At 66.1% G+C, this 26793-nt stretch carries 35 protein-coding genes and 1 pseudogene; 23 read left to right on the plus strand and 13 right to left on the minus strand.

From position 1 onward, the window contains the following. Nucleotides 1-499: 499 nt before the first annotated feature. Entirely contained in the window at nt 500-967 is a 468-nt protein-coding gene (locus PV396_RS20040; protein WP_319206398.1) for a MarR family transcriptional regulator, read from the minus strand. A gap of 106 nt (nt 968-1073) precedes the next feature. Between PV396_RS20040 and PV396_RS20045 the strand changes: the two genes are divergently transcribed. Beyond that, the gene (locus tag PV396_RS20045) at nt 1074-2006 is read left to right on the plus strand and encodes an LLM class flavin-dependent oxidoreductase (RefSeq protein WP_319206400.1); all 933 of its coding nucleotides are present in this window, start codon (nt 1074-1076) and stop codon (nt 2004-2006) included. A gap of 114 nt (nt 2007-2120) precedes the next feature. Here the strand turns inward: PV396_RS20045 and PV396_RS20050 are convergent, their stop codons facing one another. From PV396_RS20050 to PV396_RS20065, 4 genes are all read right to left on the minus strand, one after another. Continuing rightward, nucleotides 2121-2792: a hypothetical protein gene (locus PV396_RS20050; protein WP_319206402.1), complete on the minus strand. Its 672-nt coding sequence runs from the start codon at nt 2790-2792 to the stop codon at nt 2121-2123. A 139-nt stretch (nt 2793-2931) separates the two neighbouring features. Further along, nucleotides 2932-4020: a hypothetical protein gene (locus tag PV396_RS20055; protein ID WP_319206404.1), complete on the minus strand. Its 1089-nt coding sequence runs from the start codon at nt 4018-4020 to the stop codon at nt 2932-2934. After that, the gene (locus PV396_RS20060; protein WP_319206406.1) at nt 4011-4691 is read right to left on the minus strand and encodes a hypothetical protein; all 681 of its coding nucleotides are present in this window, start codon (nt 4689-4691) and stop codon (nt 4011-4013) included. Before PV396_RS20060 ends, PV396_RS20055 begins: the two co-directional genes overlap by 10 nt. 279 nt (nt 4692-4970) lie before the next feature. Next, a complete protein-coding gene (locus tag PV396_RS20065) occupies nt 4971-5510 on the minus strand; it encodes a Uma2 family endonuclease (protein WP_319206408.1) in 540 nt (179 codons plus the stop codon). 164 nt (nt 5511-5674) lie between these two features. Between PV396_RS20065 and PV396_RS45170 the strand changes: the two are divergent. The 5 genes and pseudogenes from PV396_RS45170 to PV396_RS20085 form a co-directional block, all read left to right on the plus strand. After that, a pseudogene (locus PV396_RS45170) lies at nt 5675-5725 on the plus strand (hypothetical protein); the annotation flags it as partial. Nucleotide 5726: 1 nt separating this feature from the next. Then, nucleotides 5727-5936: a hypothetical protein gene (locus tag PV396_RS20070; protein WP_319206410.1), complete on the plus strand. Its 210-nt coding sequence runs from the start codon at nt 5727-5729 to the stop codon at nt 5934-5936. Between the two features lie 558 nt (nt 5937-6494). Further along, nucleotides 6495-6800: a hypothetical protein gene (locus PV396_RS20075; protein WP_319206412.1), complete on the plus strand. Its 306-nt coding sequence runs from the start codon at nt 6495-6497 to the stop codon at nt 6798-6800. Then, on the plus strand, nt 6797-8221 hold the full coding sequence (locus PV396_RS20080; protein WP_319206413.1) for a putative T7SS-secreted protein: 1425 nt from the start codon (nt 6797-6799) through the stop codon (nt 8219-8221). Before PV396_RS20075 ends, PV396_RS20080 begins: the two co-directional genes overlap by 4 nt. 7 nt (nt 8222-8228) lie before the next feature. After that, nucleotides 8229-8711, plus strand: a complete 483-nt coding sequence (locus PV396_RS20085; protein ID WP_319206415.1) for a SitI3 family protein — start codon at nt 8229-8231, stop codon at nt 8709-8711. A gap of 122 nt (nt 8712-8833) precedes the next feature. Here PV396_RS20085 and PV396_RS45175 read toward each other — a convergent pair whose 3' ends face one another. After that, a complete protein-coding gene (locus tag PV396_RS45175; RefSeq protein ID WP_416071444.1) occupies nt 8834-9427 on the minus strand; it encodes a transposase in 594 nt (197 codons plus the stop codon). Here PV396_RS45175 and PV396_RS20100 point away from each other — a divergent pair. The 10 genes from PV396_RS20100 to PV396_RS20145 all read left to right on the plus strand — a co-directional run bounded on the left by PV396_RS20100 (nt 9361) and on the right by PV396_RS20145 (nt 17408). Beyond that, nucleotides 9361-10116 (plus strand): hypothetical protein, encoded by a 756-nt coding sequence (locus PV396_RS20100; RefSeq protein ID WP_319206420.1) that lies wholly within the window; start codon nt 9361-9363, stop codon nt 10114-10116. The genes PV396_RS45175 and PV396_RS20100 overlap by 67 nt on opposite strands. A 440-nt stretch (nt 10117-10556) precedes the next feature. Further along, on the plus strand, nt 10557-11285 hold the full coding sequence (locus PV396_RS20105) for a hypothetical protein (protein ID WP_319206422.1): 729 nt from the start codon (nt 10557-10559) through the stop codon (nt 11283-11285). Nucleotides 11286-11301: 16 nt separating this feature from the next. Continuing rightward, a complete protein-coding gene (locus tag PV396_RS20110; RefSeq protein ID WP_319206424.1) occupies nt 11302-12225 on the plus strand; it encodes a hypothetical protein in 924 nt (307 codons plus the stop codon). Beyond that, the gene (locus tag PV396_RS20115; RefSeq protein ID WP_319206426.1) at nt 12222-13532 is read left to right on the plus strand and encodes a CpaF family protein; all 1311 of its coding nucleotides are present in this window, start codon (nt 12222-12224) and stop codon (nt 13530-13532) included. Before PV396_RS20110 ends, PV396_RS20115 begins: the two co-directional genes overlap by 4 nt. Before the next feature lie 104 nt (nt 13533-13636). Further along, nucleotides 13637-14608 (plus strand): type II secretion system F family protein, encoded by a 972-nt coding sequence (locus PV396_RS20120; protein WP_319207356.1) that lies wholly within the window; start codon nt 13637-13639, stop codon nt 14606-14608. After that, the gene (locus PV396_RS20125; RefSeq protein ID WP_319206428.1) at nt 14605-15528 is read left to right on the plus strand and encodes a type II secretion system F family protein; all 924 of its coding nucleotides are present in this window, start codon (nt 14605-14607) and stop codon (nt 15526-15528) included. Before PV396_RS20120 ends, PV396_RS20125 begins: the two co-directional genes overlap by 4 nt. Before the next feature lie 99 nt (nt 15529-15627). Then, the gene (locus PV396_RS20130; RefSeq protein WP_235475647.1) at nt 15628-15879 is read left to right on the plus strand and encodes a hypothetical protein; all 252 of its coding nucleotides are present in this window, start codon (nt 15628-15630) and stop codon (nt 15877-15879) included. Between the two features lie 52 nt (nt 15880-15931). Beyond that, nucleotides 15932-16486 (plus strand): TadE family protein, encoded by a 555-nt coding sequence (locus PV396_RS20135; RefSeq protein WP_416071445.1) that lies wholly within the window; start codon nt 15932-15934, stop codon nt 16484-16486. Continuing rightward, nucleotides 16486-16932 (plus strand): TadE/TadG family type IV pilus assembly protein, encoded by a 447-nt coding sequence (locus PV396_RS20140; protein WP_319206430.1) that lies wholly within the window; start codon nt 16486-16488, stop codon nt 16930-16932. Before PV396_RS20135 ends, PV396_RS20140 begins: the two co-directional genes overlap by 1 nt. A 14-nt stretch (nt 16933-16946) precedes the next feature. Next, a complete protein-coding gene (locus tag PV396_RS20145; protein WP_319206432.1) occupies nt 16947-17408 on the plus strand; it encodes a pilus assembly protein TadG-related protein in 462 nt (153 codons plus the stop codon). Nucleotides 17409-17420: 12 nt separating this feature from the next. Here the strand turns inward: PV396_RS20145 and PV396_RS20150 are convergent, their stop codons facing one another. Beyond that, a complete protein-coding gene (locus PV396_RS20150) occupies nt 17421-17774 on the minus strand; it encodes a hypothetical protein (RefSeq protein ID WP_319206434.1) in 354 nt (117 codons plus the stop codon). A 119-nt stretch (nt 17775-17893) separates the two neighbouring features. Between PV396_RS20150 and PV396_RS20155 the strand changes: the two genes are divergently transcribed. Genes PV396_RS20155 through PV396_RS20185 form a run of 7 tightly spaced genes read left to right on the plus strand, consistent with a single transcriptional unit; the run spans nt 17894 to nt 22487 of the window. Then, nucleotides 17894-18541 (plus strand): hypothetical protein, encoded by a 648-nt coding sequence (locus tag PV396_RS20155; RefSeq protein ID WP_319206436.1) that lies wholly within the window; start codon nt 17894-17896, stop codon nt 18539-18541. Between the two features lie 44 nt (nt 18542-18585). Further along, nucleotides 18586-19089, plus strand: a complete 504-nt coding sequence (locus PV396_RS20160; protein ID WP_319206438.1) for a hypothetical protein — start codon at nt 18586-18588, stop codon at nt 19087-19089. 21 nt (nt 19090-19110) lie between these two features. Beyond that, nucleotides 19111-19581 carry a hypothetical protein gene (locus PV396_RS20165; RefSeq protein WP_319206439.1) on the plus strand — a complete coding sequence of 157 codons (471 nt, stop codon included), beginning with the start codon at nt 19111-19113 and terminating at the stop codon, nt 19579-19581. A gap of 34 nt (nt 19582-19615) precedes the next feature. Beyond that, nucleotides 19616-20212: a HEAT repeat domain-containing protein gene (locus tag PV396_RS20170; RefSeq protein WP_319206440.1), complete on the plus strand. Its 597-nt coding sequence runs from the start codon at nt 19616-19618 to the stop codon at nt 20210-20212. 28 nt (nt 20213-20240) lie between these two features. After that, nucleotides 20241-20978: a hypothetical protein gene (locus tag PV396_RS20175; protein ID WP_319206443.1), complete on the plus strand. Its 738-nt coding sequence runs from the start codon at nt 20241-20243 to the stop codon at nt 20976-20978. 32 nt (nt 20979-21010) lie between these two features. Beyond that, nucleotides 21011-21811: a hypothetical protein gene (locus PV396_RS20180; RefSeq protein WP_319206445.1), complete on the plus strand. Its 801-nt coding sequence runs from the start codon at nt 21011-21013 to the stop codon at nt 21809-21811. A gap of 28 nt (nt 21812-21839) precedes the next feature. After that, nucleotides 21840-22487: a hypothetical protein gene (locus PV396_RS20185; protein ID WP_319206447.1), complete on the plus strand. Its 648-nt coding sequence runs from the start codon at nt 21840-21842 to the stop codon at nt 22485-22487. 32 nt (nt 22488-22519) lie between these two features. Here PV396_RS20185 and PV396_RS20190 read toward each other — a convergent pair whose 3' ends face one another. Genes PV396_RS20190 through PV396_RS20215 form a run of 6 tightly spaced genes read right to left on the minus strand, consistent with a single transcriptional unit; the run spans nt 22520 to nt 26592 of the window. Then, nucleotides 22520-22816 carry a hypothetical protein gene (locus tag PV396_RS20190; protein ID WP_319206449.1) on the minus strand — a complete coding sequence of 99 codons (297 nt, stop codon included), beginning with the start codon at nt 22814-22816 and terminating at the stop codon, nt 22520-22522. A 30-nt stretch (nt 22817-22846) separates the two neighbouring features. Next, a complete protein-coding gene (locus PV396_RS20195; protein ID WP_319206451.1) occupies nt 22847-23452 on the minus strand; it encodes a hypothetical protein in 606 nt (201 codons plus the stop codon). A 22-nt stretch (nt 23453-23474) separates the two neighbouring features. Beyond that, a complete protein-coding gene (locus PV396_RS20200) occupies nt 23475-23870 on the minus strand; it encodes a hypothetical protein (RefSeq protein WP_319206453.1) in 396 nt (131 codons plus the stop codon). A gap of 32 nt (nt 23871-23902) precedes the next feature. Then, on the minus strand, nt 23903-25483 hold the full coding sequence (locus tag PV396_RS20205; RefSeq protein WP_319206455.1) for a putative T7SS-secreted protein: 1581 nt from the start codon (nt 25481-25483) through the stop codon (nt 23903-23905). Between the two features lie 55 nt (nt 25484-25538). Then, nucleotides 25539-25730 carry a DUF397 domain-containing protein gene (locus PV396_RS20210; protein WP_319206457.1) on the minus strand — a complete coding sequence of 64 codons (192 nt, stop codon included), beginning with the start codon at nt 25728-25730 and terminating at the stop codon, nt 25539-25541. 10 nt (nt 25731-25740) lie between these two features. Continuing rightward, the gene (locus tag PV396_RS20215) at nt 25741-26592 is read right to left on the minus strand and encodes a helix-turn-helix transcriptional regulator (protein ID WP_319206459.1); all 852 of its coding nucleotides are present in this window, start codon (nt 26590-26592) and stop codon (nt 25741-25743) included. Nucleotides 26593-26793 lie beyond the last annotated feature (201 nt).

Consider the following 26793-nt stretch of genomic DNA (forward strand, 5'->3'; position numbering starts at 1 on the left):
GACGACACGGCGTACGCGATCTCACGCGAACTCGACTCCTCACGATCGAACATCGAGGTAACGCTCCGCGACGGCGCCCCAAGATCTGTGCCAGAACCGAGTTTGCTGAGCGCTTTGATTGCCCGACTGAAGGCGGCCCCGGAAGACCGGGTGTCCGTGAGGGCGGCGTTCGGCGAGGACGGCGTCCTTGTGTCACCGCCTCCGTCTCCACATCGGGTCGGGCGACCTTGGCGATCTTGTCGCCCTCGCTGTCACATGCCGTCAGGATCAGGGCTGCGGTCAAGGCAAGCGCGACGCCCATGGGCAGACAGCGGCGCTTCAAGTCGGGCCCCCTGTAAGGCAAAAACGCAGTCAAGGGCCCTGACCGTAGCGGTCTTGTCGGAGGTTTCGCCACTGCGAACCAACTCCACGGCCAGTGAGTGCCAGGTGCTGCCCGGCAAGATCCTGTGGATCGGCTCGATTGCGGCCCGCTCAGAGGCGGGCCGCAGTCAGACGTCCGTCATACAGAGTCGGGCGCATGGCCGGTACTCGCCGGGGCCCCGACCAGTGCCTGCAAGCTGCGGACCAAGCGCGTGGCGTCTGTGCTGGAGAGCGGGGCGAGGAACCGGCGTTCCATCTCCTGGCGGGCCAGTTCGGCGCCGCGAAGGCGCTCCCGTCCGGCCGCCGTCAACTGCACGATGTTCTTGCGCCGGTCACTGGGACTGCGGCGCCGCTCGACGAGCTCCTTGCCCTCCAAAGTGTCGATGAGGGCCACCATCGTGGTGCGGTCGATGCCCAACTTGCCCGCTGCTTCCAGTTGGGACAGCTCGTCATGCGCGTCGAGGACGGCGAGAACCGCCAGTTCACGGCCGTCGATCCCGTGCGGCGCCAAGGCCCGCGCGGACTCCTCGGCCAGCCGTAGGTGCGCGTGCTTGAACAGATAACCGAGGCGCGAGGTGAGGACCTCGGGCGGTGCGTCGCGAGTCATGGCCGAAGCGTATCCAACGACTGATAGTCAGCTCGACTGATGATCCGCTACGGTGATGATGCCGTCGTCAACGGCGGCGCGTCGACTCGAAGGGCAGTGGCAGACCATGTCCGACCAACATCTCCCCTCGGTGATATTCGGAATCAAGACCACCCCGATGCGGGTCCCGTACCAGGACATCCTCCGTGCGTGGCAGGAGGCCGACGAGCTGCCCGAGATCGCGGACGCCTGGCTGTGGGACCACCTCATGCCGATCGCCGGCCCCAAGGATGGACAGATCCTCGAAGGATGGACGCTGCTGAGCGCCCTGGCCGCCAAAACCCAGCGGCTGCGCCTGGGTCTGCTCGTGACGAGCAACCGGATCCGCCCGCCCGCCGTCCTCGGAAAAATCGCGACCACAGTCGACGTGATCTCCGGAGGCCGCCTGATCATGGGCCTCGGCGTGGGCGGCACCGTGCAGCCACCCGACGCGGGCGGTATCGCCGGTGACAACCCGGCCGTCGCGGAGTACGCAGCGTACGGCCTCACGCTCGTCCCGCCCGCCGAGGGCATCGCCCGCCTGGAGGAAACCATCGCGATCCTCCGCGGCATGTGGACGCGGGACGTCTTCGACTTCGACGGGCGCTACTACACCCTGACCGGCAACCACAATGAACCGAAACCCGTTCAGCGGCCGGGCCCACCCCTGCTGATCGGCGGTTGGGGAAACAGGACGCTCCGCCTGGTCGCCGAGCAGGCCGACATCTGGAACATCCCCGGGCCGCCGCACAACACCGTGGACCACATCATTGAGCGCAGCGCCGTTCTGGACGACCACTGCGCCGCCATCGGCCGTGATCCGCGGACCATCACCCGCTCCGTGCAGTACATCGTCTCGTACGACGACCCGGCCACCGACCGCAAGGTCATCAGCGAACTCATCGCCGCGGGCGTGACGCACATCGTACTGAGCCTGCGGAGCCCCTATCCCTCACAAGCCGCCCGATGGCTCGCCGGCGAGATCATCAGGCCTGTGCGCAGCGCGATCGGAGCGGTCTGATGGCAGTCTGATGACTTGGCCGTCCGCCGCCCGGCAGGAAGCTTGTGTCTGCCGAGGTCGTCCGAGCTGACTCTGTTAACCCGCCGCGACATCTGTCCCTACGGCGCGTTCAACTCACCGGCATTTCTCCGCCTTGGTCTCGACGAAGACCTTGGATGCCTGCCACAACCCCTCAGTTGTGGGGTACTTGACCATGATGATCTTAAAGTAGCCGAAGTCCGCGATGCTTGGCTTGGTCATCAGAACCTTCCCGGTCTTGACTTCCTTGCTGTAGAACTCGCTCGAGTCGACGCAGAACGCCACCTCTACGGAATTGCCGTTCGAGGCGGACCGGGCCGTCGCCTTGTAGTGGCGCCGAGTGCCGGTGGCTGTCCAGCCGCCGTCCACCCTGCTGGCGATCTGCGTCTTCGCGTAGTGCAACCCGTCGCCCGTGGAATAAGCGATCACGGCGGCGTTGTCGCTCGTGCGTTTGTCGACGCCCTGGTAGATGGCGCGGATGTAGTTGGCGGCGTCGTCCATCGCGGCCGCTTCATTCTTGTTTGTCGGTTTGGTCCAGTCGAAGACGAGGTTCATGTCCTTGGGGAGAGACACGTCCACGCCGTCCGGGTTGAGCTTCGCCGCTGCGGCTGAGGGAGCCGCCGATTTCGGCGCTGTCGTTGTGCTCTGTTCGGGACTGGCGATCCTGCCGCTGTCGGTGGACTTGCTTTCTTCGCTGCCGCAAGCCGTCAGCAGCAGGGCTGTGGTCGCGGTGAGTGCGGCGGTGACGGACAGAGTGCGGCGCTTCACAGTGGGCTCCCCGTGGGACGGATGCACCCTCAAGAAGTGCTGGGCGTATCCGTGCGGCGGCGGTCGTTTGAGGTGGTGGGCGAAGGGATCCCGCGGCCGGCTCAGAGAGTTGAACCGGCCGCGACTCGTGTGTTTTCGTTCAGCGGTTGACGGCCTGGATCTCCTGGACAGTGATCGCCTGTTCGCTGCCGAACGTCCCGTCGGGCAGGTTGCCGCCCGGGACGCCGGTGCCGGTCCAGGTGATGTGCCAGGTGATGGTCGCCCTCAGCTGGTACGTCCCCTCTCCCGAGGAGCGGAGGTACTTGATCCCACATGGCGGGGTCTGGCTGGCCTTGCCCTGGGCGTAGGGCTCGCCGATGGAGTCGTCGGCGTTGATGGCGCACTCGCCGGAGGCGGGGTAGACCTGGGCGTCCTCGGTGCCCGGCTCCAGCTTGAGGGAGACCGGCTTGGCGGTGGTCGTGGCCTGGATGTTGAGGCCGGGGGCGTTGAGGGCGGCGGTTGCCTGGACCTCGTTGAAGACGGCTTTGTCGAGCCATGCCCAAGTCGGCAGGTTCACCTTGGTGTTGGCTGCGGGGGCGAGGGTGACCTTGGTGTCGGGGAGCTGCATGTGCTGGTAGGCGAGGCCTGCGAGTATTTCCGGGCGGATGGCCTGTTCGTACTGGGGCGGTGGGGCTTCGCCGTTGTCGACCCAGAAGGGGAGGTCGCTGCACGCGCTCCGCTTGAGGACGTCGGGCTCGTTGGGGTTCTCGACCCCGGCCCAGAACATCCCCTTGCCGTCCTTGTCGACGTTGTAGTCCTTGTAGCCGGGGGTGTCGGTCCAGCCGAACCCGTCCTCGTAGTGGCTCTTCGCCTGACCGAGGGCCGAGCCGGCGGTGCCGCCCATGCCGGGTGTGTTCAGCTGGTCCTCGATGCTTTTGGACATCTTCGCCTTGAAGTCCTTGGCGCCGAGGTAGGGGGCGTACCAGCAGGCTGGGGGCGTCCAGTTGACGTCAGTCGACGTTACGTTGCCGGTGCCGCCGCCTTTGGCGACGGAGCCGGAGTACTGGATTTGGGCAGCTGCGTAGATGCCGGTGCTGTCGCTGCCGCCCTTCTCTTCTGTGCCTCCCGAGCCCGTATTCACTGGTTCCGCAAAGGCGTTGGGCGCTGCAATGGCGAGAGCGCTGAAGGCGAGGGCGAGTGCTGCGGCGCCGGCGCTGAGGGTCGTACGCCCTGATGTGTTCACTGGCACTTCGCGGCCGCAGTCTCGATGTACACCTTGGACGCCTGCCACAGGCCTGTATCCGTAGGGAACTTGACCATGATGATCTTGTAATAGGCGAAGTCCTTGAGGCTGGGCTTGGCCTCCAGGACCTTCCCCGTCTTGACATCCTTGCCGTAGAACTTCCCGGTGTCCGCGCAGAACGCGACCTCGACGGAGTTCCCGTTCGGGGCGGACCGTGTAGTGGCGTCGTAGTGACGGCGGGTGCCGGTGGCGGTCCAGCCGCCCTTGATCCATTCGTTGATCTGCACTTGCCCGTAGTGGAGTCCGTCGCCTGTGGCGTAGGTGGACAGGGCTGCGTCCTTCGTTGTGCGCTTGTCGACGCCCCGATAGATGGCGCGGAGGAAGTTCGCGGCGTCAACCATCGCCGCCGCCTCGTTCTTGTTCGTCGGCTTGGTCCAGTCGAAGACCAGGTTCATGTCCTTGGGCACAGACACGTCCACACCGTCCGGCTTGTCCTCCGCCTCCGCTGCCGCTGTTGCCGAAGGCTCCGCCGACTTCGTCGGGGTCGGCGTGCTCTGTTCGGCGCCGGCGATCTTGTCGTTGGCGGTGGACTTGTCGTCTCCACTGCCGCAGGCCGTCAGCAGCAGGGCTGCGGTCGCGGTGAGCGCGGCAGCAACGGGCAAGGCTCGGCGCTTCAAGGTGGGCTCCCCGTGAGATGTCGATACAACTGAGAGCCCTGACGTTATCTGGGGGGTCTGTGCGCCTGCCACGCTGAACCGGCTTCACAGTGGGGGCCTTTGTGAATCTATCGGGGCGAATTAGATGCGTCCTGTGTCCTGATCGTGTTCACCCAGAAGCGTGCTCATCCCCGAACGATTGGGCAGCGTACGACGGCGAGCCGTCTTGTTCGTTTCGCGGGAGTTTTCTGCCGGGCGTGTATGCCTCCGCCGGACCACAGGACACGATCCGGCTGCCGCTTACGCGTCCCGCGTCGGGAAGGTGCTGGTATCGACCTTCACGCGTTCACCTGTGGCCAGAGTGAAACTGACCGGCTCTCCGTACGGGGTCTCGACCGTCCGTCCGTAGCCGGAGGAGTGCGGTTCCGACAGCAGAGTGACCGTCCTGCTGAAGGGGTCGGCGATCATGTAAAAGTCGATGCCGAACCGCCCGTACTTCTGTACGTTCCGGACGTAGTCCTTCTCGTCGTCCGGCTCGGACGGGACTTCGACGACGGCCAACACGTCAAGACAGGAGTAGCTGTTCTTCCGGCGCTCGGCGTCGAAGTCGACGATCGTCAGATCCGGCGCCGCGTCGTTCTCGCCAGGGAAGGTGACCAGGACGTCACCGAAGACGCGTTCCCGAGCGATGCCCGCGGCTTTGACGGCGTCCTTGACGTCAGACACGGTCCAGTCCTGCTCGGGGCTCTGCGGGGTCATGATCACCCTTCCGTCGAAGATCTCGACCTTGTATCCCTCGGGGATACCGCCTCGCTCGATCAGATCGCTCATGACAGTCATGGCAGCTCACCTCCTGAGAGCAGTATGGCTGGACGGAGCCGGGTCCTTCGGCGTGGCGGTGCCTCGATCTGCGTATCGAGGCCGGCCCGCTCTGGCCGCCCTGCACGTGTTCACTTCACCGGTATCCTGCAAAATGTAGGATTTGCTCCATAGATGCCTCTTACATGCTTACGGATGCCCGGAACAACCTGGGCAAGGTCGTCAATGAAGTGCGGCATGGCGGTAGGACTGTGGAGATCACGGATCACGGCACTCCCCGTCGCGGCTGTGATTCCGATAGAGCTGCTCGACTACTTCCAGCAACTCGAAGACGAGCGTGATCTCGCGGCCGCGGAGGAGAGCAAGACCGGCGTCAGGCGCTGGGTGTCCCATGCGGATGTTGCCGCGCGCTTCGGTTTGAACGCTGACGGGACGCGCAAGCGGTGACACGTCCTCCTCACCGCACGAGGCCGTTCATGATCGCGGTTTCGGTGACCCTCCGTGGCCCTGGCGCTGAAAGTGATCCAGAACCCAGGTTCAGAGACCGCCGACGGTAAGTCGTTTGTCGGTTCGAGCGGTAGCTGTCCGGCGCGCGTATGCCCCACCGGAGCACAGGACGCGATCCGGCTCCCGACCTTTTACGCGTCCCGCGTCGGGAAGGTGCTGGTATCGACCTTCACGCGTTCACCGGTGGCCAGAGTGAAACTGACCGGCTCCCCCTTCGGGGTCTCGAGCGTGGGTGTGTAGCCGGAGGCGTGGGGTTCCGACAGCAGTACAAGGCTCTTGCGGGTGTCAGTCGTTTCCTGATCTTGCCCGAGCAGGTGATGGCCCCGGAGGCGGGCTCGCGAAGATCCTTTGCTCGCCCTTGATGCTTGTCTTGTCTCGCTCTTAAGCGAGCTCGCTAAAGTCCCCCGTTGGCATGCCCATGGGGGGCACGGTGAGGGTGGAGCGGCTTGTCGGACAGTCTCGGGCGATGCGTGACATCAATGAGTGACATCAAGATCTATGAGTGACATCAAGGCGGACACCAAGCGGATCAAGGAGTGCTCGCGTGCGCTCCAGCGGATCTACGACGCCTTCACCAACCGTGCGAACCCCGCCGAGGAGTTCGCGACCGCCGAACTCGGCAACCAGCTCGTCGCCGACGCCTTCCAGGACTTCGCCGACAACTGGAAGATCCACCGCAAGGATCTCGCCGAGCAGATCAGGACGCTGGGCACCATCACCTGGGACGCCGCGAAGAGTTACGACGCGATCGACTCGGAGCTGGCCGCGGCCCTGCGCCGACAGGACGCCAAGGCGGGGAAGTGAGGCGTCCCCCCGTCCATGAGTGGTCCGTGTTGGGGGAGGACGGTGACCCGGTCCCTGGTGACCCTGACGCCATCGCGCTGCTTGGCCAGTCGCTGCGTGACGTCGCCGACGACATCCGGGGCGAGGCCGGCGACGTGGAGGCGCTGTCCGCTGTCGAGTCGTGGAAGTCCAAGGCCGCCGACACTTTTCGCGACACCGCGAAGGACACGTTGGGGCCACTGCGTAAGGCGTACCACCGCTACGACAAGGCCGCGCAGGCCATGGGCACGCGTGTCCGGGACGACAGCACCGCCGACTGGGCCTCCGCCCTGGAACACGCCCAGCACCTGGCCGACCGGGCGCTGCGGGACGGCCATACCGCCCACGATGACCACGAGTCGGCCAAGGCGGCCATCGACAAGCTGCCGGACGGCACCCCTGACGACGACCCCGAACTTGCCCGGCTGAAGGAGAAGCGGGACCGGGCCGCCGACGACCTCACGGCCGCGCAGACAGCGCTCCAGCACGCGAAGAACGTGCGGGACAGCGCCGCGAAGAAGGCCGCCGGTGTGATCCAGCGCGCCATCACCCACGACGGGATGCACGACTCCGGGTGGGACAAGGCCGGTGATCTGCTCGGTGACATGGGGGACGCCCTGGAGGACGTGGGCGAGGTCGTCGTATCGGATCTCGCGTCCATCGGTAATGCCATGGTGGACGACCTCGGCTCCACGATGACGGTTCTCGGGGGCCTCGGCCTCGCCGCCCTCGGTGCCGGCGAGGAGGTCGGCGGTGGGCTGTTGGACGCCACGGGCTTCGGGGCGGCCATCGGCATCCCCATCAACGTCGCCGCCGCCGCGCAGATCGGTGTGGGGCTGTCCCTGGCAGGAGCCGGGATGGCGAACATCATGCAGGACGCGGCGGGGCCGGACCGGGTGGACATGACGTCCGACGGGAACGGTGGGGGAGGCGGAGGAGACGGTGACTGGGACGCATCGGCGGAGGCGGGTCGTACGAAGCCGTCGGGTGAGCCTGATCCGGCGGCCCGGCCACGTGGGAGGCCGGAATCGCTCAGCAGGAACGATGACGCCGAGACGGTACGGGCGAAAGGCCGGGAGGTGCATTCCGCCGATACCCTGGCAAAACAGGGCTACGACGTGGAACAGACGCCGGGTACGATCAACGGGAAGAATCCTGATTTCCGTATCGAAGGCCAGGTATTCGACAACTACGCTCCGACCGCCAAGAATCCCCGTTCTATCTGGTCCGCCGTTCAGAAGAAAGTGGACGCAGGCCAGACGGACCGGGTGGTCCTAAATCTGGGAGACAGCGACGCCGACCTCGGAGCATTGCAGTCGCAGTTCCAGGACTGGCCCATGGACGGGCTGAAAGAGGTCGTGGTCATCGACCGTGCCGGCAATGTAGTTCACCTCTATCCGTAGGATCAGCATGGCAATCTCTTACGACCTCGAGTACGCGACGGAGTCGTCGGCGACCGAGGTCGCGGCTCGGCTGGCTGAGATCGGTAAGGGCATCGGTGTATTCGATGCCACGGTCACTCCCGACCTGCTCCTGGACCCGGGCGTGAACACCCGGCACGGCACCTCGATCCGGGTGACCCAGGAGCGAACACCGCACCCCTGGCACCCCGTTGTCGCCGATCTGAACTTCACGCCGACGGTCTCCGCAGCGTTCCGCATGGCCAAGGGCGTCGAGGTCGGCGTCCAGCAGGACGACATGCTCCGCCTGGTGCTTCCTTTGCTGGAGCAGATCGACGGTGAGGCCGTACTTCACTTCCAGTACGAGTCGATCTGGCTGCTTCGGAAGAACGGCGAGCTGATTCTGAGCGAGAACGACGACCTCTGGCGACCCCACCGGATCCCCTTCGTGCTCCAGCCCTACAAGCGCGAGACTCATCGTTTCGAGGACTGAGGGCGATTCCGGTCGCTCACCTGCTGAGGTATTCGGCGCCGAGTTCGCGTTAGGGGTCGCGATCCTTCATGACATGCCAGATCGCGATGGCGAGCTTGTGCATGACGGCGACCAGCGCCCGCTTACCTCCTCGCCTGGCCGCCGGCCGGTAGTAGTAGTCGCGCAGGTAGGAGTTTTTGTTCCGGATGGTGGTCATGGCGGTCATGGCGGGCGGTCATGGCGGCGACACCCGGCAGACGCTTGAGGTTGCTGTTGCCGACGCGAGTGCGTCCGGACTTGCTGACACCGGCGGATTCGTTCTGGCCGGGGCAGACTCCGATCCAGGAGGCGAGGTGGTGCGCGGTGCCGAACTGGCTCATGTCGCCACCCGTCTCGGCGAGGATGATCTCGCGGCGAGGCGGCCAGTGCGGCCAGTGCGGGGAATGGTGTCCAGGTTGTCCAGGGCCTGCACCTATGAGCACCGGGAAGCGGTGGCGGACCACTGGAACCCGGACAACATGGAGGCCATGGAGAAGAGCAAGAACTCGCGAGTAGGAGCCATGATGAACGCCAGATACAGCCAGGAGACAGGCCCCAACTACTCGTGCTCCTGACCGGTACCCACCTCCCGGTTCTCCCGCCTCCCCGCTCCCCACCCCTGGAGGGAACCATGGATCTACAGACCACCATCGCCGCTTTCCCCAACGTCGCCCCCCTCGACGGCCTGGACGGGGCATGGCGGTGGAGTCTCAACCCCGTACTGCACTTCGCCGGCGCTCTGACCGACGACGGAAAGCGGCTCCTCCAGACCAACCAGCGCGGCAAGCACGATGAGAACCTCGCTTGTGAGGTGCTGTCCTTCGCCCGCGCCCATGAGCAGGAACTGCTGGGGGCGGGGCGTTTCCTCGGCTTCATGGAGGGCCTGCGGGTCCCCGGCTACGAGTTCGACGCCGTCGCGGTGGCCGTCCCCGAGGTGCACGGGCATCACAAGGCCCAGAATCCCGACCTCACCTCGGTGACCTACATCGTCTTTCCCGCGTACGCCTGCGAGTTCTCCGGTGGAGAGACCCTCGCCGAGACGGAGGCCCGGTACACAAAAATGCTCCATCCCGCAGAAATCGGGCGCGAGTCGGTGCCGTTCGTGAAGATGAGCTTCGACAACCACCGTACCGGTGGCGGGAGTACCAATCCCGGGCGAGCGTTGACGTACCCGCGGATCGTCCGCCAGGAGATCCCCGAGTTGGCGAACTCCTCCGGCGGGTTCGTGGAGTTCGAGAACCGCTTGGGCAAGGTCTGGCGAGTGGAGTGGGACGGTGGCTGGACTGTGTCGGGAGAGGTGCCGGGAGGGCCGGAGCGGCGTGAGCTGAGTCTGGACGAGGTCTTGGAACTCTTCGAAGTGGCGCTGCAGGAGGGCACGGGCCAGTAGTGAAGTTCCTCGTAGGACGGAACCGGTCCACCCCCGTCGCGTGAGCGAATCGTGCAGGCCTCATGAGTGACCCGTGGCGAAGGTGGGCGCGGTGGCCGCGGTTTGCTGACCTGCGGATGTCGGGTCGGCAACAGATTCGCGCGTGCACAGCGGGGGCGGTAACCGGATCGCTGTGCCCAACGGGGAACCGTACGGCCGTAGTTGCACGTGAATAACGTTGTGCTCCTCGCTGTTCACGATCCAGAACGCGCCTTGAGGGGCTTATGTGCGGCTGATACGGTGCCATCGCTTGACACTCACTCCAGCGCTGGCTGATTGGCCGGGTCGGCCGGTACGTCCCAGCGAGGGCGGATCGCGTGGATCACGCGTATCGCGGGTGAAGTGTCCTATTTGGCGATTGAATTGGCAGAATTTTTCTTGGGTGTACGGGGAGCTGTTGCGTGAAGATCCAAGAGCGTACGGGTGCGGGCGGCGGCCGTTCCTCGGTGCCCGCTCAGCCGATGTCCGGTGAGCGGCTCCCGACGCCGCCTCGCGAGCGCAAACCGGCTCTTGCCGCTCTTGCGGTCCTTCTGATCCTGGTCGGTGCGCTGGGCGCGACGATGCTGGTGCTGCGGGCGGGGGACCGGATCGAGGTCGTCAAGGTGACCAAGCCGATTCCGGCCGGAGGCTCCGTCAGCAAGGCCAACACGGCGTCCGTCCTGGTGGCGGCCGACAAAGGCATCGACTACATCCCGTGGGAGCAGTTGACCGGCCTGATGAAGCTGAAGGCCGTCAGCGCGATCCCTGCGGGAGTCGTTCCCGTCGGGCAGATGTTCACCGGCGAGACCGGCCTCGTCGCCGGTCAGGCCCTCGTGGGGCTCTCCCTCAAGGAGGGGCAGTACCCGAGCAGCATCAAGCAGGGAGACCTCGTCGCCGCCTACCGTGTCACCTCCAACGGCACCGGTACGGGCTCCAGTACGGGTTCCAGCAGTTCCTCCTCGACCGGCGCCGGCACCAGTTTGATCGTGGACAAGGCGAAGGTCACCGAAGTGAAGAACGCCGATGACAGTGAAGTGATAAGCAGCACCAACCTCCCCGTCACCCTCACAGTCGACGCCACCAAAGCCGCCGACCTCGCCCAGGCCGCCGCCACCGGCCAAGTGGCCCTCGTGCTCATCCCCAGCAGCTGAAGGCGGCCCCGGAACCATGGCGCTCATCGTTCTTGCCGCCGACAAGGGCTCACCCGGTGTGACCACCGCGGCCGTCGCGCTCGCGGCGGTCTGGCCTCGGCGGGCCCTGCTCGCCGAGACCGACCCGGCCGGCGGCGACCTCGTCTACCGCAGTGCCGCCGCGCACGGCGGGATGCTCAACCCGAACACCGGCATGCTGTCCATCGCCGCGACCGCGCGGCGCGGCCTCGTCCCCGATCAACTCTGGGACCACGTACAGCCGTTGAGCGGCGGGCTCGAAGTGCTCGTCGGGCTGGGAATTGCTGAACAGGCCGCCGGGCTCGCCGGGCTCTGGCCCACTCTCGGCAGTGCCTTCGCGCAGCTCGCCGACTCCCCGAACGCGCCCGCCGACGTCATCGCCGACTGCGGACGCATCAGCGGGGACACCCCTGTCGTCGAGCTGTTCCCGCATGCCGCGCTCGTGCTGCTCATCTCGCGGACCGAACCGGAAGCCATCGCGCGTGTGCGCGACCGTGCCGCCGCCCTCTCCACCAAGCTGCACGGCGGTCCGCGCGGCGCCGCCAGCCTCGCCACCCCTCTCATCGGGGTCATCCTCGTCGCCGACCCGAACAACTCGGGCAAGTTGGTCAACCAGGTCAACGACATGCTCGTACACGCGCAGACAGGTGCCCGTGTCGTCGGCACGCTCGCCGAAGACCCGGCCGGGGCCGAGCAGTTGGCCGGGCGCAAGCGCGGGCGGCTCGACAAGTCGATGCTCATCCGGTCGGCCCGCAAGGTGACTTCGGATCTGTATCAGCAGTACGGCGCGGCGTGGTCCGTACCCAGTCAGGTCCAGCAGCAGGCCGGCGGTCACCTGCCCGGCCAGCAACAGGGCCAGCAGCATGGCCAGCAGCCGGGGCAGCAGACCGGGTACTCCGGTCATGCCGGAGCCGGGCGATGACCGCTGTCGACCACTCGTTGGTCAAACGGTTCCGGCAGGACGCCGGTGACCGGATCGCCGAGCAGCGTCGGCTCGACCAGGCCTCCAATGTCACGCCGATGTCCGGCGAGGACGAGCGGCAGTACGCGCGGGCCGTCATAGCCCAGATCCTCGAGGACTACGCCCGCACCGAGATCAATGCCGGGCGTACGCCGCTGGATGCCGAGACCGAGGAGCAGTACGCGGCTGCCGTGCACGCCGCGCTGTTCGGCGTCGGGCGGCTGCAGCCGCTGCTCGACAACGTCGACGTCGAGAACATCGACATCAACGGGTACGACCAGGTCTTCGTCGGGTATTCCGACGGGCGTGAGGTCGCCGGTGACCCGGTGGCCGAGTCCGACGAGGAGCTCATCGAGCTGATCCAGGTGCTCGGCGCCTACTCCGGACTCTCCTCCCGTCCCTTCGACTCCGCGAATCCGCAGCTCGACCTGCGGCTGCCGGACGGGTCCCGTCTGTCGGCCGTCATGGATGTGACCCGGCGGCCGGCGCTCTCCATCCGTCGTGCGCGGATGGGCAAGGTCTTCATCTCCGACCTCGTCGGGAACGGCACCGTCACTCCGGAGGTCGCGCACTTCATGGCCTGTGCCGTGCGCGCCCGGAAGAACATCATGATCGCGGGTGCTACGAACGCGGGTAAGACCACGCTGTTGCGCGCCCTCGCCAACGAGATCCCGCCGCACGAGCGACTCATCACCGTCGAACGTGCGCTGGAGCTCGGCCTCGACCAGTTTCCCGAACTCCACCCCAACGTCGTCGCGTTCGAGGAGCGGCTGCCCAACTCCGAGGGCCAGGGCATGATTTCGATGGCCGAGCTGGTGCGGCGGTCGCTGCGTATGAACCCGTCCCGCGTCATCGTCGGTGAGGTGCTCGGCGACGAGATCGTGACGATGCTCAACGCGATGTCGCAGGGCAACGACGGCTCGCTCTCCACGATCCACGCCAACAGCTCGCACGAGGTCTTCAACCGTATCTCCACGTACGCGCTCCAGGCGCGCGAGCGGCTGCCCATCGAGGCCAGCCAGATGCTCGTCGCGGGCGCCGTGAACTTCGTCGTCTTCATCCAGCGGCGCAACAACTACCAGACGGGCGGCCGGCTCCAGCGCATGGTGACGTCGGTCCGCGAGGTCAACGGCGTGGACGGCCGCGTGCTGTCCAGCGAGGTCTTCGCCGAGACCCCGGACGGCCGCATCGTGCCGCACGCGCCCATCTCCTGCCTCGACGAACTGGTCGCGCACGGGTACCGGCTGCCCGGCGGGAACTGGGGGTGACCATGACCATGATCATGACGACACACAGCGGTAATGCGTCGGCGTACGCGTCGGCCTACGCGTACGGGGACACGTACTCGGTGGCGGTCGGCTCGCTCGGCTCCATGGGCGGACTGTTCTCCATGGAGGTCCTGTACGCGCTCGTGGCCGGCATCGCCGTCGGCGGCGGGCTCGCGCTGCTCGCGATCGCGATCCGCGGGCTGCCCGCAAAGCCCGAGCACGAGAAGCAGAAGGCCAGCGAACGGGCCAACGAGCTCATCCGGTTCGCGGGGCAACGCGGTTCGCTCGCCGCGCTCGTCGGACTCGCCGTACTGGTGCTCACCCGGTGGGCGGTGGCCGGTATCGCGGCCGGCGTCCTCGTCTTCTTCTGGGACCGCCTCTTCGGTGGCGCGGCGGAAGAACGGGCCGGAATGCGGCGCGTCGAGGCCCTCGCCTCCTGGACGGAGTCGCTGCGCGACACCATCGCCGGCGCGGTCGGTCTGGAACAGGCGATCCCGGCGTCGGCCCGCGCGGCGGCCCCGGTACTGCGTCCGCACCTGGATGCGATGGTCGACCGGCTCCGCTCCCGTACCCCGCTCCCCGACGCGCTCCAGCAGCTCGCGGACGAGATCAACGACGCGTCCGCCGACATCATCGTGGCGGCGCTCATCCTCAACGCGCGGCTGCGCGGCCCCGGTCTGCGTCAAGTCCTGGGCGCACTCGCCAAGTCGGCGCGCGAGGAGGTCGACATGCGGCAGCGCGTCATGGCGCAGCGGTCGTCAACTCGTCGGTCCGTACAGATCGTTGTCGTGGTGTCGGTCGGCTTCGTCCTCGGACTCGCCATCTTCAACCGGGAGTTCGTCGAGCCGTACGGGACGCCGATCGGGCAGGTCGTACTCGCGTGCGTCTGCGGTCTGTTCGCGCTCGGCTTCTGGTGGCTGCGCAAGCTGTCGACCATCGAGACGCCGGAGCGCTTCCTGGTACGGGACGACGCGTCGGTGCAGTTCGTGCGGCCCAGGACACCTGCCCAGGCCGCGCCGGGGCAGCCCCCGTTCGGGGCCGGGGCCGCCGGTGCTGAAGAGGGGGTACGTCGATGAACGACCTGACCATGCCCGTGCTGGTCGGCGCCACTCTGGGCCTCGGGATCTACGTCCTCGTACGGGCGTTGATGCCGTCGAAGCGGAGTGCGGTCTCGCAGGTCGCGCGCATCGACGCGATGCGGGCACGGGGAGCGGCGTACGAGTCGGCCCATCGCACGCAGGACGCCGGCCGGATCGGCTCGTTCCGGGCCCAAGTGGGCGCCCGTGTCTCGGACTTCTACTTCCAGCAGGGCTGGGAGCAGCGCTCCCTGCGGGCCGACCTGGCTGTCCTGGACCGGAGTTGGGAGAACTTCCTCGCGACGAAGGTGCTGCTGGGCGCGGCCGGTCTGTTCTTCGGCCCGTTTCTCTTCGTCATCGTCTACACGCTGAGCATGGCCAGCAGCCCGGCCATCCCGGTCTGGCTGGCGCTGCTCTTCGCGCTGGTCTTCTTCTTCCTGCCCGACCTGGAGGTACGGCGGGACGCGGCCGAGAAGCGACGCGACCTGCGGCGGGTGATCGGGGCGTATCTCGACCTGGTGTCGATGAGCCTGGCCGGCGGCCGGGGTCTGCCCGAGGCGCTGATGGCGGCGGCGGAGGTGTCGGACGGCTGGGCGACCCAGCGCATCCGCAACGCCCTCGCGGACGCCCGTATCACCGGTACCAGTCAGTGGCAGGCGCTCGGATCACTGGGCGAGGAACTGGGCGTCGAGGAACTCAAGGACCTCTCCGCCTCCCTCGCCCTGGTCGCGGACGACGGCGCGAAGGTGCGCGAGTCGCTCGCCTCCCGCGCGGAGACCATGCGGCACCGCGAACTGGCGGAGATCGAGGGCAGCGCGGGCGAGAAGTCACAGTCGATGCTCGTGGCGCAGCTGCTGCTGTGTGCGGGGTTCCTGGTGTTCCTGATCTATCCGGCGGCGATGCGCGTGTTCCAGGTCTGAGCCCGCCACACAGAACTGCCCCCACAACTGCCCCCCACGACAGCTTCCTTCAACTTCAGCTTCTGCTCTTCCCTGAGAGGACAACTCACCATGAACGGATTGAACGGACGGAACTTCAGCACCGGTATCCCGGCGATGGACTTCCTGGTCACCTTCTTCCAGGCCCGCGTGGAGCGCGCTCGCTCCGGCGAGCTGGACCGCGGTGCGTCCGCGGTCGAGTGGGTCATCATCTCCGCGGTCGTCGTGGCGATCGTCGGCGTGGTCGCCGCGATCATCAACACCGCGCTGAGCGACGGCGCCAACAAGGTCGGCGACTGCATCAAGGGCGCCAAGGCGAGCGGCACCTGCTGATCGCGCGTACGAAAACGGGGTGTACGGGGCCGAGTTGACGGGGTTGTTGCTCGTGGGTGGCGCAGACAGATGGGTACGCCGCAGGGTGGAGGCCGCACGCAAGTGGGCGTCCGCCCGCGGTGACGCCGGCACGGGCGGGAGCCGGGACTCCGGCTCCGGCGCCTCCGGTTCCCGCACGCCCGGCTCTCCTCGTACGTCCGGCTCTCCCCGCACGTCCGACTCCGGCATGACCGCGATCGAGTTCGTGCTGCTGACGCCCGTACTCTTCTTCATGATCTTCGCGACCGTGCAGTTCGCGCTGTACTTCTTCGCGGACCACGTCGCCCAGGCGGCGGCCCAGGCCGGCGCCCGCAAGGCCCGCGCCATGGCGCACGACCAGCCGGGTGTCTGGCGGGGCGAGGCGCAGGACGTGGTGGACAGCTACATCCAGCAGCTGGGCCCGAGCCTGGTCCTGGCACCGAACGTGACGATGCTCCAGCCGGAGCAGAACACGGTGGGCGTGGAGATCACGGCACGGGTGCCCACGGTGTTCCCGGGGTTCGATCTGACGGTGCACGCGCAGTCGGTGGGTCCGGTGGAGCGGTTTGTGCGGGACGGGGGGAACTGATGGGCTACTTCTCCTCCCTGCGGGACCGGTGGGACCGGCGTGACCCAAGTGATCTGGGTGACCGGGGTCTGTCCACCGTCGAGGTGGTGATCCTCGCCCCGGTGATGATCATGTTCATCCTGGTGCTGGTGGCCTTCGGCCAACTGGTCGACGGGCGCGGGGCAGTGGACGGAGCGGCGCGCGACGCGGCCCGTGCCGGGTCGATCCAGAAGGATCACGTCACGGCGATGGCCGAGGCCAGGCAGGCGGCGGAGGCGGACCTCACGGATATCTGCTCGGGCCCCGTCACGGTGACCCAGACAAGCGCCGGCTTCGAGCCCGACACCATTTTCACGGTCGAGGTGAGCTGTGAGGTGCGGGGTCTGGCGATGCTGGGCCTGGACATCCCCACGACGCTGACGGCGAGCTTCAGCTCACCGCTGGACCCGTTCCGGAGGACGGCGTGACGCTGAGACCGAGGATGCCCTCTGCCGTACGTGACTGGTCCGGACGTCGGTGCTCCCGTATGGACGACCGCGGCTCGGGCGCCGGTGCCGTGATCATCTTCGCCCTCCTCTTCCTCTCCCTCTCCGCCTTCGTGATCGACGGCGGCATGTCCATCTCGAAGCGGGAACGGGCGGCGGACATCGCGGAGCAGGCGGCGCGTTACGCCGCCCAGGACATAGACCTCGACGCCCTCTACGCCAACGCGGCGGGCGGCGCCCCGATCAACTTCCAGAACTGCGACGCACGCGTGAAGGCCTTCGCCCAGGAGATGGGCATGTCGGCCGCGGACACGGGCGCGTCCCATTGCGTGGTGGCGAACGCCAACGAGGTGCAGGTAGAGGTGCAGTTGACGTACTCGCCGGTGTTCACAGGCCTGTTCTACGGCGGGGATGTGACGGTACGGGGCGAGGCGGTGGCGGAGAACGAGGTGGGGTGAGGACGGCTCAACTCACTTGTTGCCGTTGCCGCCAGTGCCCCCACTGCCCTGCCTGGTGTCCTTGGTGGTCATCTTTTCGTTGACCTGCTTGGCGAGTTCGTCGTCCAGTTTCTTGAACTCGCGTACGACGGCGTCCGACATGTCGGCGAGGGCGTCGAGCTGCTGGGTGATGTCCTCGCGGCCGTCCTCCCAGTTGGACTCGAAGTCCTCCAGCGCGTCGTTCACGCTGCCGTCGCCGATGTCGTCCTTGTAGGACGCGAAGAGCTTCTTGGTGTGGTTCAGCCGCGTCTTGATGGAACGCAGCCGGCTGCCGTAGTCCTCCAGCTCGCTCAGCGGAAGCGTGAGGTCGGACTTGCCCTTGCCCATGTGTGAGTCCCCCTGGACCGCCTCGTAGTCTGATCGGCGTCTGACCGACGTCCGACCGGCACCGTACAACGGAACGGGGCCGGCACGGCAGATCGAGCGAACGGGGTGGAGCAGAGGACATGGCCCGCTACAGCGAAGCGCAGACGGTCGAGCGAGGCGGCTTCCGGATCAAGGTCCCGGAGTCGTGGTGGGAGTTCGACGTACGCCCCGAGTCACGCGACGACTCCATCCGCCGCATGGTCGACGAACGGATGCGGCAGCGCCCGGAGTTGGCTCAGCACCGCGACACGTACACGACGTTCCTCCAGAAGGCGGCGGTGGACGCGTGGAAGTCGGGCGCGCTGTACTGCGGTTGCATGGCTGAGAGCTTCGGCGGCGACACCCCGATCACCGGCTCGGTGACGGTCTCGATGGTCGGCGGCCGCGCGCAGGACGGTACGCCGCTCTCGACCGACCCGGCGGTCATCGCGGGCCAGTTGGCGGTCAAGGAGGCGAAGCGGGAAGGGGACAGCTGGCGGAAGGCGACGACCGTCGACATCCCCGGCGTCGGCCCGGCGGCGCGTACCCACGGCATCGAGGACATCGCCGTACCGGGCGACGAACTCGGCCGCACCATCCGCGCTGTGCTGATGCAGACGTTCATCCCGGTCCCGGGCCAGGAGGGCAAGGTGGCACTGGTGGCGGGCAGCAGCCAGGTGCTGGACCTGGCGGAGTCGTTCTTCGACATCTTCGACGCGATCACCTCGACGTTCCGGTTCGCCGAGTAGCTGCTTCACATCGAATGGCCGAAGCAGAAGGTGCTCCCGCCACCATGCGACTGATTTCGATGGAAGGAAAGTCGGCTGTGGCGCCCAATTGGGACTGGGACTGGGACACCGGCGAGGGCGTGTCGCATATCGACGACCCCGCCGAGGTTGACGCCGCCTTCGAAAGGGGTGAGTGGCCACTGGGTTCGGCGGTGATCGGGTTGGCCTTCAATTGTTCGCTGGAGGAGGCGTTGCCTCGGATCCTCCGGGCGACGCAGTTGCCGGACATCGCTCAGCGCGGGTTCGCGTTCACCGCGGCCGGTGCCGCGGCACGGCTCAACGGCAGGCTGACGCCGGAGTTGTACGAGGCACTGCGCGCGGAGGGGCACGGAGGCCTCGCCGAGTACGCCATCGACGACACGCTGGCCTTCGTACCGTTCCGCAGGCTGCCGCCGTGGCTCAAGTGGCGAAAGCTGTGGACTGGAGTGCGCGACAAGTTGGAGAGTTGGTGGCTGCGGTCCGGGGAAACGGTCGAAGAGGCATGGCAGGCCCTGCGCCGACGTAGCTGACCTCGGGAGGAGGCGAACAAGGTGTCCGGGTGGAACTGGGACGGCGACGAGAGCGTGCTGCGTTTCGACGATCCCACTGAGTGGGACAAGGCGTACGAACGGGGCGAGGACTCACTGGGGTCCGCCGCGATCGGGCTGGCCTTCAACTGCTCTTTGGCCGAGGCCTCGCCGCGCATCATCAGGGCGATGCAGTTGCCGGACGTCGGCCAGCGGGGGTTCGCGTTCACCGCGGCGGGTGTCGTGGCCCGACTCAATGGTGAGTTGACACCAGAGCTGTACGCCGCGCTGCGGGCGGAGGGCCCCGGCCGCAAGAGCATCGCCGGGAACGCCATCGACGACACTCTCGACTACGTGCCGTTCCGGCAGCTGCCACTGTGGTTCAAGTGGTGGACGGTCGTGTCAAAGGTGCATGACAAGCTGGAGACCTGGCGGCTGGAGTTTACGTACGCGGCTGAGGACGCCTGGCGGGCGCTGCGTGGACGCCGTTCCTGAGCGGGCGGGTCCAATAGCCGCGCCGGGTGACGCAGTGGCCGACGACGCACTGATGGTGCGGGCGGACGGTGTCGTCGCCGGCCGTGGATACGTGGGCCGGGAGAGAGCCGCTGAAGTGGCGGCGGCGGTGCCCGAGTCGAGCACCCGAATTCTCGACTGGCTGCGGAACCTGTCCGGCGATGGCGACGGCGACTGGCGAAGGTTCGAACGGCTCGCGGGAGTGGCGGTCCACCTGCATCCGGACGGGCTTGCCCCGATCCTCACGTCGGTGCTCGCCTCAGGCGCGCGGGGCGTGACCGCGGAGGACCTGGTCGACATGCTCGGTGAACTGCGGGCCCCCGAAGCGGTGGAGGCGATCAGTTCCCTCGTGCAGGGGAGGAAAGACTCCGACGGGCCCATGTACGCCCTGTGTGTCAAGGGAATCCAGTCGCTCGGAGAGATCGGTACCCCTGAGGCGAACCGGTTCCTGAAGGGCATCGCCACGAGCGAGCCGAGCGCATGGCCGGCCCCGCTGAGGTGGCACGCGGCGGAGGAACTGGGCATTGAGGATGAGCTCGGGTTCGACGAGGACGAGATGCTGGGCGGGTATAGGCAGCCTGGTGTCACTTGGAGGACCGAGGGATTGGGTTGATCGAGGGATCAGGAGGTCGTGAAGGGCCATGGACATTCGTGCCGTAGTGACCGGCTTTCGTGGCGCGGAGCCTCTCCCCGGCTTGCCCGACAGCTGGCACTGGTCGCCGGCGCCCGGCATCGACTTCGCGGGGGCGCTGTCCGCCGACGGGAAACGGCTGCTCCAACTGAGCGGCCGTAACTCCTACGACCAGGACCTCGTCGTCAGCACCCTCCGCTTCGCCCGGGATCGCGAGGACGCGATCTTCGCCCGCAACCCCTTCCTGGGCGCCCTCGGCGGCTTCGAACCGCCCGCCGGACGTCGTTTCGACGCGGTCGTGGGCATCGCGCCCGAGGTCCACCGCTTCTACGGCGTAGAGAATCCGGACCTGACCCCGCACGTCCGGCTGACCTTCCCGGCGTATGCCTGCGAGTTCTCCGGCGAAGAAACTCTCGACGAAGCCATCACCCGGTACCGCATGCTGCGCCTGAACCATCTTGACCGGGAGCCGCTCCCTTACCTCAAGATGAGATACGCCAACACGCGGACCCGGGGCAGGAGCACGAACCCGGGGCGGGGCCTCACCGAGCCGACGCGGCTTGTGGAGGAGCTGCGACTGATGGACGGTGGAACCGGGAGCTTCGTCGAGTTCGAGAACCGGCACGGCGATGTGTGGCGTGCCGAATGGCATGGCGCGTGGTTCGTCGCCGAGTGGAACACCCAGAACGGCACACCAAGGGAAACCGGCCTCGATGAACTCGTCGAGTTCGCCATCGCGCGGCTGTGACACGCGTTTGACGTACGGAAAGTGAATTCAGATTGAGAAATGCGGAGTTCCTTGTCGAACTCGACGAGGGAATGCTCGACTACTTCCGGCAGATCGCCGAGGAGATGGTCAGCCGGTTCGGAATCTCCCGAGCCGAAGCCGTGGCCAGGATCAACTCGAAGTACAAGGGTGCCCGGATCGATCCGTACCCCGACCTCATGTGTCATGAGACGCCGGAGTACTGGGCTTACGGTCTCTACTTCCAGCCAGTCGGCGGACAGTTGCCATACGGCGCGCCTGACGAGAACCTCTCCGCATGGGAGGTGCGGCCGGCTCCCTCCAGGAACTCGCATGTCTGGACGATCAGGGAGTGGTTGGCGTCCCCGGCGTCATCGACCTCTCGAACAACACAGGATCGAGTCAGGATGAGCAGAACCTTCAACTACCGTTTCCAGAGCCCAATGGGTGGTCTCGCTGCCGACCTGACGGCAGAATGCGTCCCTCCTGGCACTGGTGAGGAATTCTTCCTACAGGTTGCTCGATACGTGCGTCTGTCGCTGCCCCAGGGCGTCTATTGGCGGGACGCGTCCTGGCTGGCCTTCGGTCTGACGGTTCATGCGCCCGATCTGATCTCCCGGAACCCTCAAGGCATGCTGGTCCGAGTCACATCGGTTGATTTCCCGCTCGCGCACTTCCGGTCGGAAGTGGCGGCCCTGGCCATGGACGGTTGGATACGGCAAGAATTCGACCTGCCCGATCGTGGGCTACGGGCGTTCTTCGACTCGGAGAGGGGAAGCTACGGCTTCCAATGGGGAGAGCATGCCGAGCCGTTCCCGGACGATCTCCCGAAGTAGACCCAGAGGAGAAACGAGGCTGAACGGAATGTCCGAGCAGATCATCCGCATCTCGGAACCAAGGCTTGCGCGTGCGGTGTTCGGTCCACTTGGTGGCGTGATCGAAGTCGGCGCGGTGAACTCCACCGGCACCTGGGAACTCGCCGACGTCTCGGTGGGTGATTTTCTGGCGTGCAGACCGGGCGACGTGGAGCGATTGCTCTACGGCATTCGGTCGGTCTGCCGATTCAGCGATGCGGCGATGGCTGTCACCGACGAGCTGGGCCGGTTCCGCGACCATGAAGTGCCAGCGGCGTTCCTGCTCCTGTGGTCAGCGGGGGTCACAGGAGTTCCGCAGCCTCTTGAGGAACTTGCGGAACCTGCCGTGGTGCGACGCATGTGCCGTATGGCTGCGGATCTGCAACTGACGTACTTCTTGCAGGCCTTGGTCACAGCAGCCGTCGCGGCAGGAACGGAAGTCCGGCAGGGGGCGGCCGGAATTGTCGAGATCCTCGGCGTCGCAGCGGACTTGGCGGATGACAAGGGTGGCAGTACGCCGTTGGACGTCTTCAGGATGTGGCGCGTCGCCCATCTGCCGGGCATCCTTCGCCCCGAGTCGGACGCGCCGGAGAGCGGAAAGGCAGGCTTCCGGGCGTACGACGAGATGCTGGAGGACGTACTGAGGACCACTCCCTGATCTGGAGTACTCGGCACGCTTTCGCTCACTGGTCAGGCGAAGAACTTCAGTATCTCCTGCGGAGGGCGGTCGTCTCTCTTCCACTGAGCCAACAAGTGGCCGGCCATCAGCGGAAACCCTTTGAGTATGTCCAGGTCGTCGCCGGTCCTCCCGTCCCCCGAGATGTTCCCGTCGCTGAGACTCATGCGAACCGCTGCGACGGGATTGCCGTTGGCGTCCGTAGGCCGGATCGAGTCGACTGCCTCATCCTCATCGAGGGTCAGGAACAACTCGTGGGTGCCGTCGACCTCGGCTTTGTAGAGGAAGGTGGAAGACGAAAGCTCTTGCATGAGGGTCAACCGGAAGAAGTACATTGCTGCTCAGATGAACCGGAACGTTCCGGTGACGGCGTCGAAGATGTCGTGGAACGCCTCCGCCAGGTCCAGCACAGGGCTGGCCCCGGAGACTAGGACGACCTGATCGGTGGTTCCCGGGACCGGGAAATACGTCTGGGTCAGCACCATCCGGAGGGTACGGCTGTCGCCCTGCGCGACAGGTACGTCCTCGACGCCGAATGTCCGGGCGGCGACGCCGACTTCCGGTATATCGACGGTGGTGACCGTACGCCAGGCATCACCCTCTCGGCGAGGTGTGATGGTGCGGAGGCTGTCGGCGATGGCGCGGGGGTCGGTGGACAGGGCGACGCCCTGCGTGTTCTTGGCGCCGAGTACGGAGACAGTCACGGTCGCGGAGAGCGGGACGCCGTCGAAGTTCTCCGCCATACAGCCCAGATATAGGGCACCTGACTCATGGGCGTCCTTGGCCATCTTGCGGAGCATTGCCGTCAAGTCGGAACGGTAGGGGGCCAGTTCGGGGACTCCACGAACCCGTTCGTCGACCAGAGCACGAACGGTTGCCTCCCTGCCCTCGGGGCGGACGTCGAACTCCCACCAGGAATCGGGAACTGCTAGAGAGAAACTGGGCATTAGGAACTCATTTTCTTTCCGGCTAGTCCATGGTGATTCCGAGATCCTGTGTCAGGATCTCGATAAGCTTTGTTTCGGGAACGTCTGGGGTCCTATAATTAAGCGCCCTAATGTGTGTTACGAATTCGGCTGGAAGGGACACGTGATACTTGGTCACGTAGTGTGCCAGGTCCTCGCGCCAGATCCAATCACCATCCGTGTAAAGCGACCCGATGCCGGTAAGGATGGGGGCTTCAGGGTCCAAGACGTCGTGTCCTGCGCTCATTTCACTCCAGATCCCTGTGCCGTTTCTGAGGTAAGTGACGAAATTCTTTTCGTCTGGCTCACCGGTCGAGTTTACGGCGTCCTTGATCGATCCAGACAGAGGAAGCCCCCAGCCGGGGGAGAGTTCGATAAAAAAGCCTGCGGGGCGAATCATGAGAACTCCTCGATCGTGCCACTGCCCATTGTTCAGGCCATCGGGAGGAATGTAAGCCATACTCCCCCGTCCTTGATGTGAGGTGTGAACGGACCTTCGCCGATGCTAGGCACACCCACCGCGTTCGTCGGAGCCTTGACGGGCACACCCAGGGAGTTCGCCATGCCTTGGACGATATGGGGTTGGGCTACTCCCGAATGGCAGGTGAGCATCCTGACGGGTTCGCCGTTGTAGCCGGGTGTTTGTCGGATGGTATCAAGGATATGGTTCGGGTGAACAGCGTGGCCGCCCGCCCTCAATCCTGCACGGTTCGCCTGACCGGCAACCATGCGTCCGTCCGTCGTTCCGTGAATGATGACGTCTTGATATCCGGGTAGTCTTTTTGCGACATCAAAATTCCTGAGAGTTGCGGGGTCGTATCCAATGGCGACTGCACCATCCTTGCGATAGATCGGGATGTCGGAAGGGAGTGCGTCATCGGCAGCTCTGCCCGGTGGGCCTACATGTGGTGAGTCGGCTTTCCACCATTCCCTCTTGCCCATCATGCTGAAGGTCGAGAAGCGGACGTCTCGTAGCCCGCGAATGCTGTTCGCGAGGTTCTTCAGACCGCCGCCGATACCACCCATGAATCCGACACCCAGGGCTTTGAGGCCGCCGATCTTCCACAGCTTCCCGATCTTGGCAAGGCTGGTGAAACCTTTTGTGGCAGGTATGCAGTCCAGTACAGCCCATGCCAAGTCCCCCCAGCCCGCAGTCCCGTTGAGTACTTTTCGTACCGTGTCTGCCAGAACCACGAGTGCGGCGGCGAACACAAGCCACCCCAACGGCCCGCCGATGATCATCACGATGATGCCGACGACGGTCACGACCCATTTGCAGACCGTGACGATCTCGTCCCAGTTGTCGGTGACCCAGTCGCCGATCTCCTCCCACCAGTGACGGTTGGGGATACCGGCGTCGGAGGCCTCCTCCAGCTTCTTCACCGTGCGGCGGGCGGCCTCTTCTCGCAGCCCCCGCGCCTGATTGGCGAGTTTCTTCGCCGCGTCCAGGGCGCTTTGCGCGCTCGCGACATCCCGCTCGGCGGAGGCCTGCTTCTCCTTGGCGTGCTGGGCGTTGCGCGTAGCCCGGCGGACCTCGGCCTCGTCGGGCTTCGGGACGTCCTTGCTCGGGCTCTTGGCAGGGTCGTAAGAATCCGTCTTCTCGGTGGCCGTGCGTACCCAGTCGTTCGCGCCGGAGAGGGCCGACTGCGCCGAGGTGAGATCCGCCTGTGCCGTGCGTCCGTCACGGAGGGCCTTGTCCGCCTTCTCCTGGGCGACTTCCAGGTCCGGCCAGAAGGAGGCGAGGGCGTCACCGGCGAGGTCGTACGACTTCTTGAGCTTGCGGAGTCTCTTCGGCGTGTCAGCGAACTCCTCCGCGAACACCTCCGCCGTCTTACCGGCCCACGAGAGGATCTCGTCCTCCGTGGCCAGGCCCTTGATGCTGCGCAGCGCCTCGGAGACGTCCTCGGCGAAGTCGTGCAGCGTGCCGGCGAGTTTGCGGATGCGTTGGGGGTCGCCCGGAGTGGGGTCCTGGTCCAGGTCGAGTATGTGCCAGTCCGCCGGCCTGTGAGACACGCGTATCCCGCCCCCGTAGCACCTGCAACGCTTATATCCGTACGCGCGTGTGAATCTATCGCACGTCCGCTGTGAGGCTGCTGATGAACGTGGTGAAGCTGCGGGTGGGGAAGGAAAGGGTGCCGCGGGCGGGTTCTTTGGAGTCGCGTATCGCGATCCGGGTACGCAAGTCGGCTATCTCCACGCAGGTGTTGCCTTCGGCGCCGCCGGAGAAGCTGGACTTCCGCCAGTTCAGGGACTGGGTCATGGGACGCGCCTCACAGTTCCTTGGACAGCCGGTGGATGAATTCCCGGGACGCCGTGGGATCCAGCGTTGCCCCCTCCACCTTACGGAAAAGGGTTCGGAGCGTACTCAGTTGGGGCTCTACGTCGATGAACGCGGTGTCGGCTGCACCGTCCCGGAACCCGGTGTCGAGTTGGGGTACCCGCCCACCCATGTACATCATCGAGGCGCCAGCGCCACCGAAGCCGTCCTGGTCGGTGGGGATAACGCGCACGGTGACGTGCCCCTGCTCGATCTGGTCCAGGATCTGCCCGAGTTGAGCGCGGGAGACCTGGCGGTCGGCCACCCGGATGCGCAGTGCGAACTCGTGGACGATCGTCTCGTACGGGGTCGGGGCGTCTCCCTGTACGACAGTGCGGCGCCTCATGCGGTGTTCGACCCGAGGCGCCAACTCGCTCTCCGGTAGCTCCGGGCGCATGTAACCGAAGACCGCGCGGGCGTAGTCCGGGGTCTGGAGGAGCCCGGGAACCTGCGTGATGACGATCTCGCGCAGGAAGGTCGCGTGGTGCTCGGCCTCCGACACGTCCAAGTTCACCTGGGGTAGAACTCCTCGGTACTTGTCCCACCAGCCACGCGCGCGGTCGCCCGTCATTCCCGTCAGAGCGTCGATCAACGCGGTGTCCGTGCAGCCGTAGTGGGCCGCCAACTGGCGGATGCGGTCCGCGCTGACGCCCGCGATGCCGGCTTCCATCTGGCTTATCTGGGCTGAAGTCGAGTTGAGGAACGCTGCCACTTCACGGGCTTTCAACCCGGCGGCCTCGCGCAGCCTGCGCAGTTCCGTCCCCAGACGCACCTGTCGTGCGGTGGGGTGGCTCCTTGGTGCCACGCACTCTCCCAATTTCAACAGCCGCGAAGAAATGCCTCGTTCGGGTGTCAGGCTACGGCAAAGGGTTGCATGGGCAGAAATTACTGCCTTACCGTCGGTGCTGCGACGCACACGCTGCGGAATCACTGGGACCCCGGAATCGCACCGCCCCGTCCTGCCCCGACGGCTGCGGCACAGCCGCCGCCCGCACCCCCAGCGACC

The sequence above is a fragment of the Streptomyces sp. ME02-8801-2C genome (assembly GCF_033793965.1).
GTDB lineage: Bacteria > Actinomycetota > Actinomycetes > Streptomycetales > Streptomycetaceae > Streptomyces.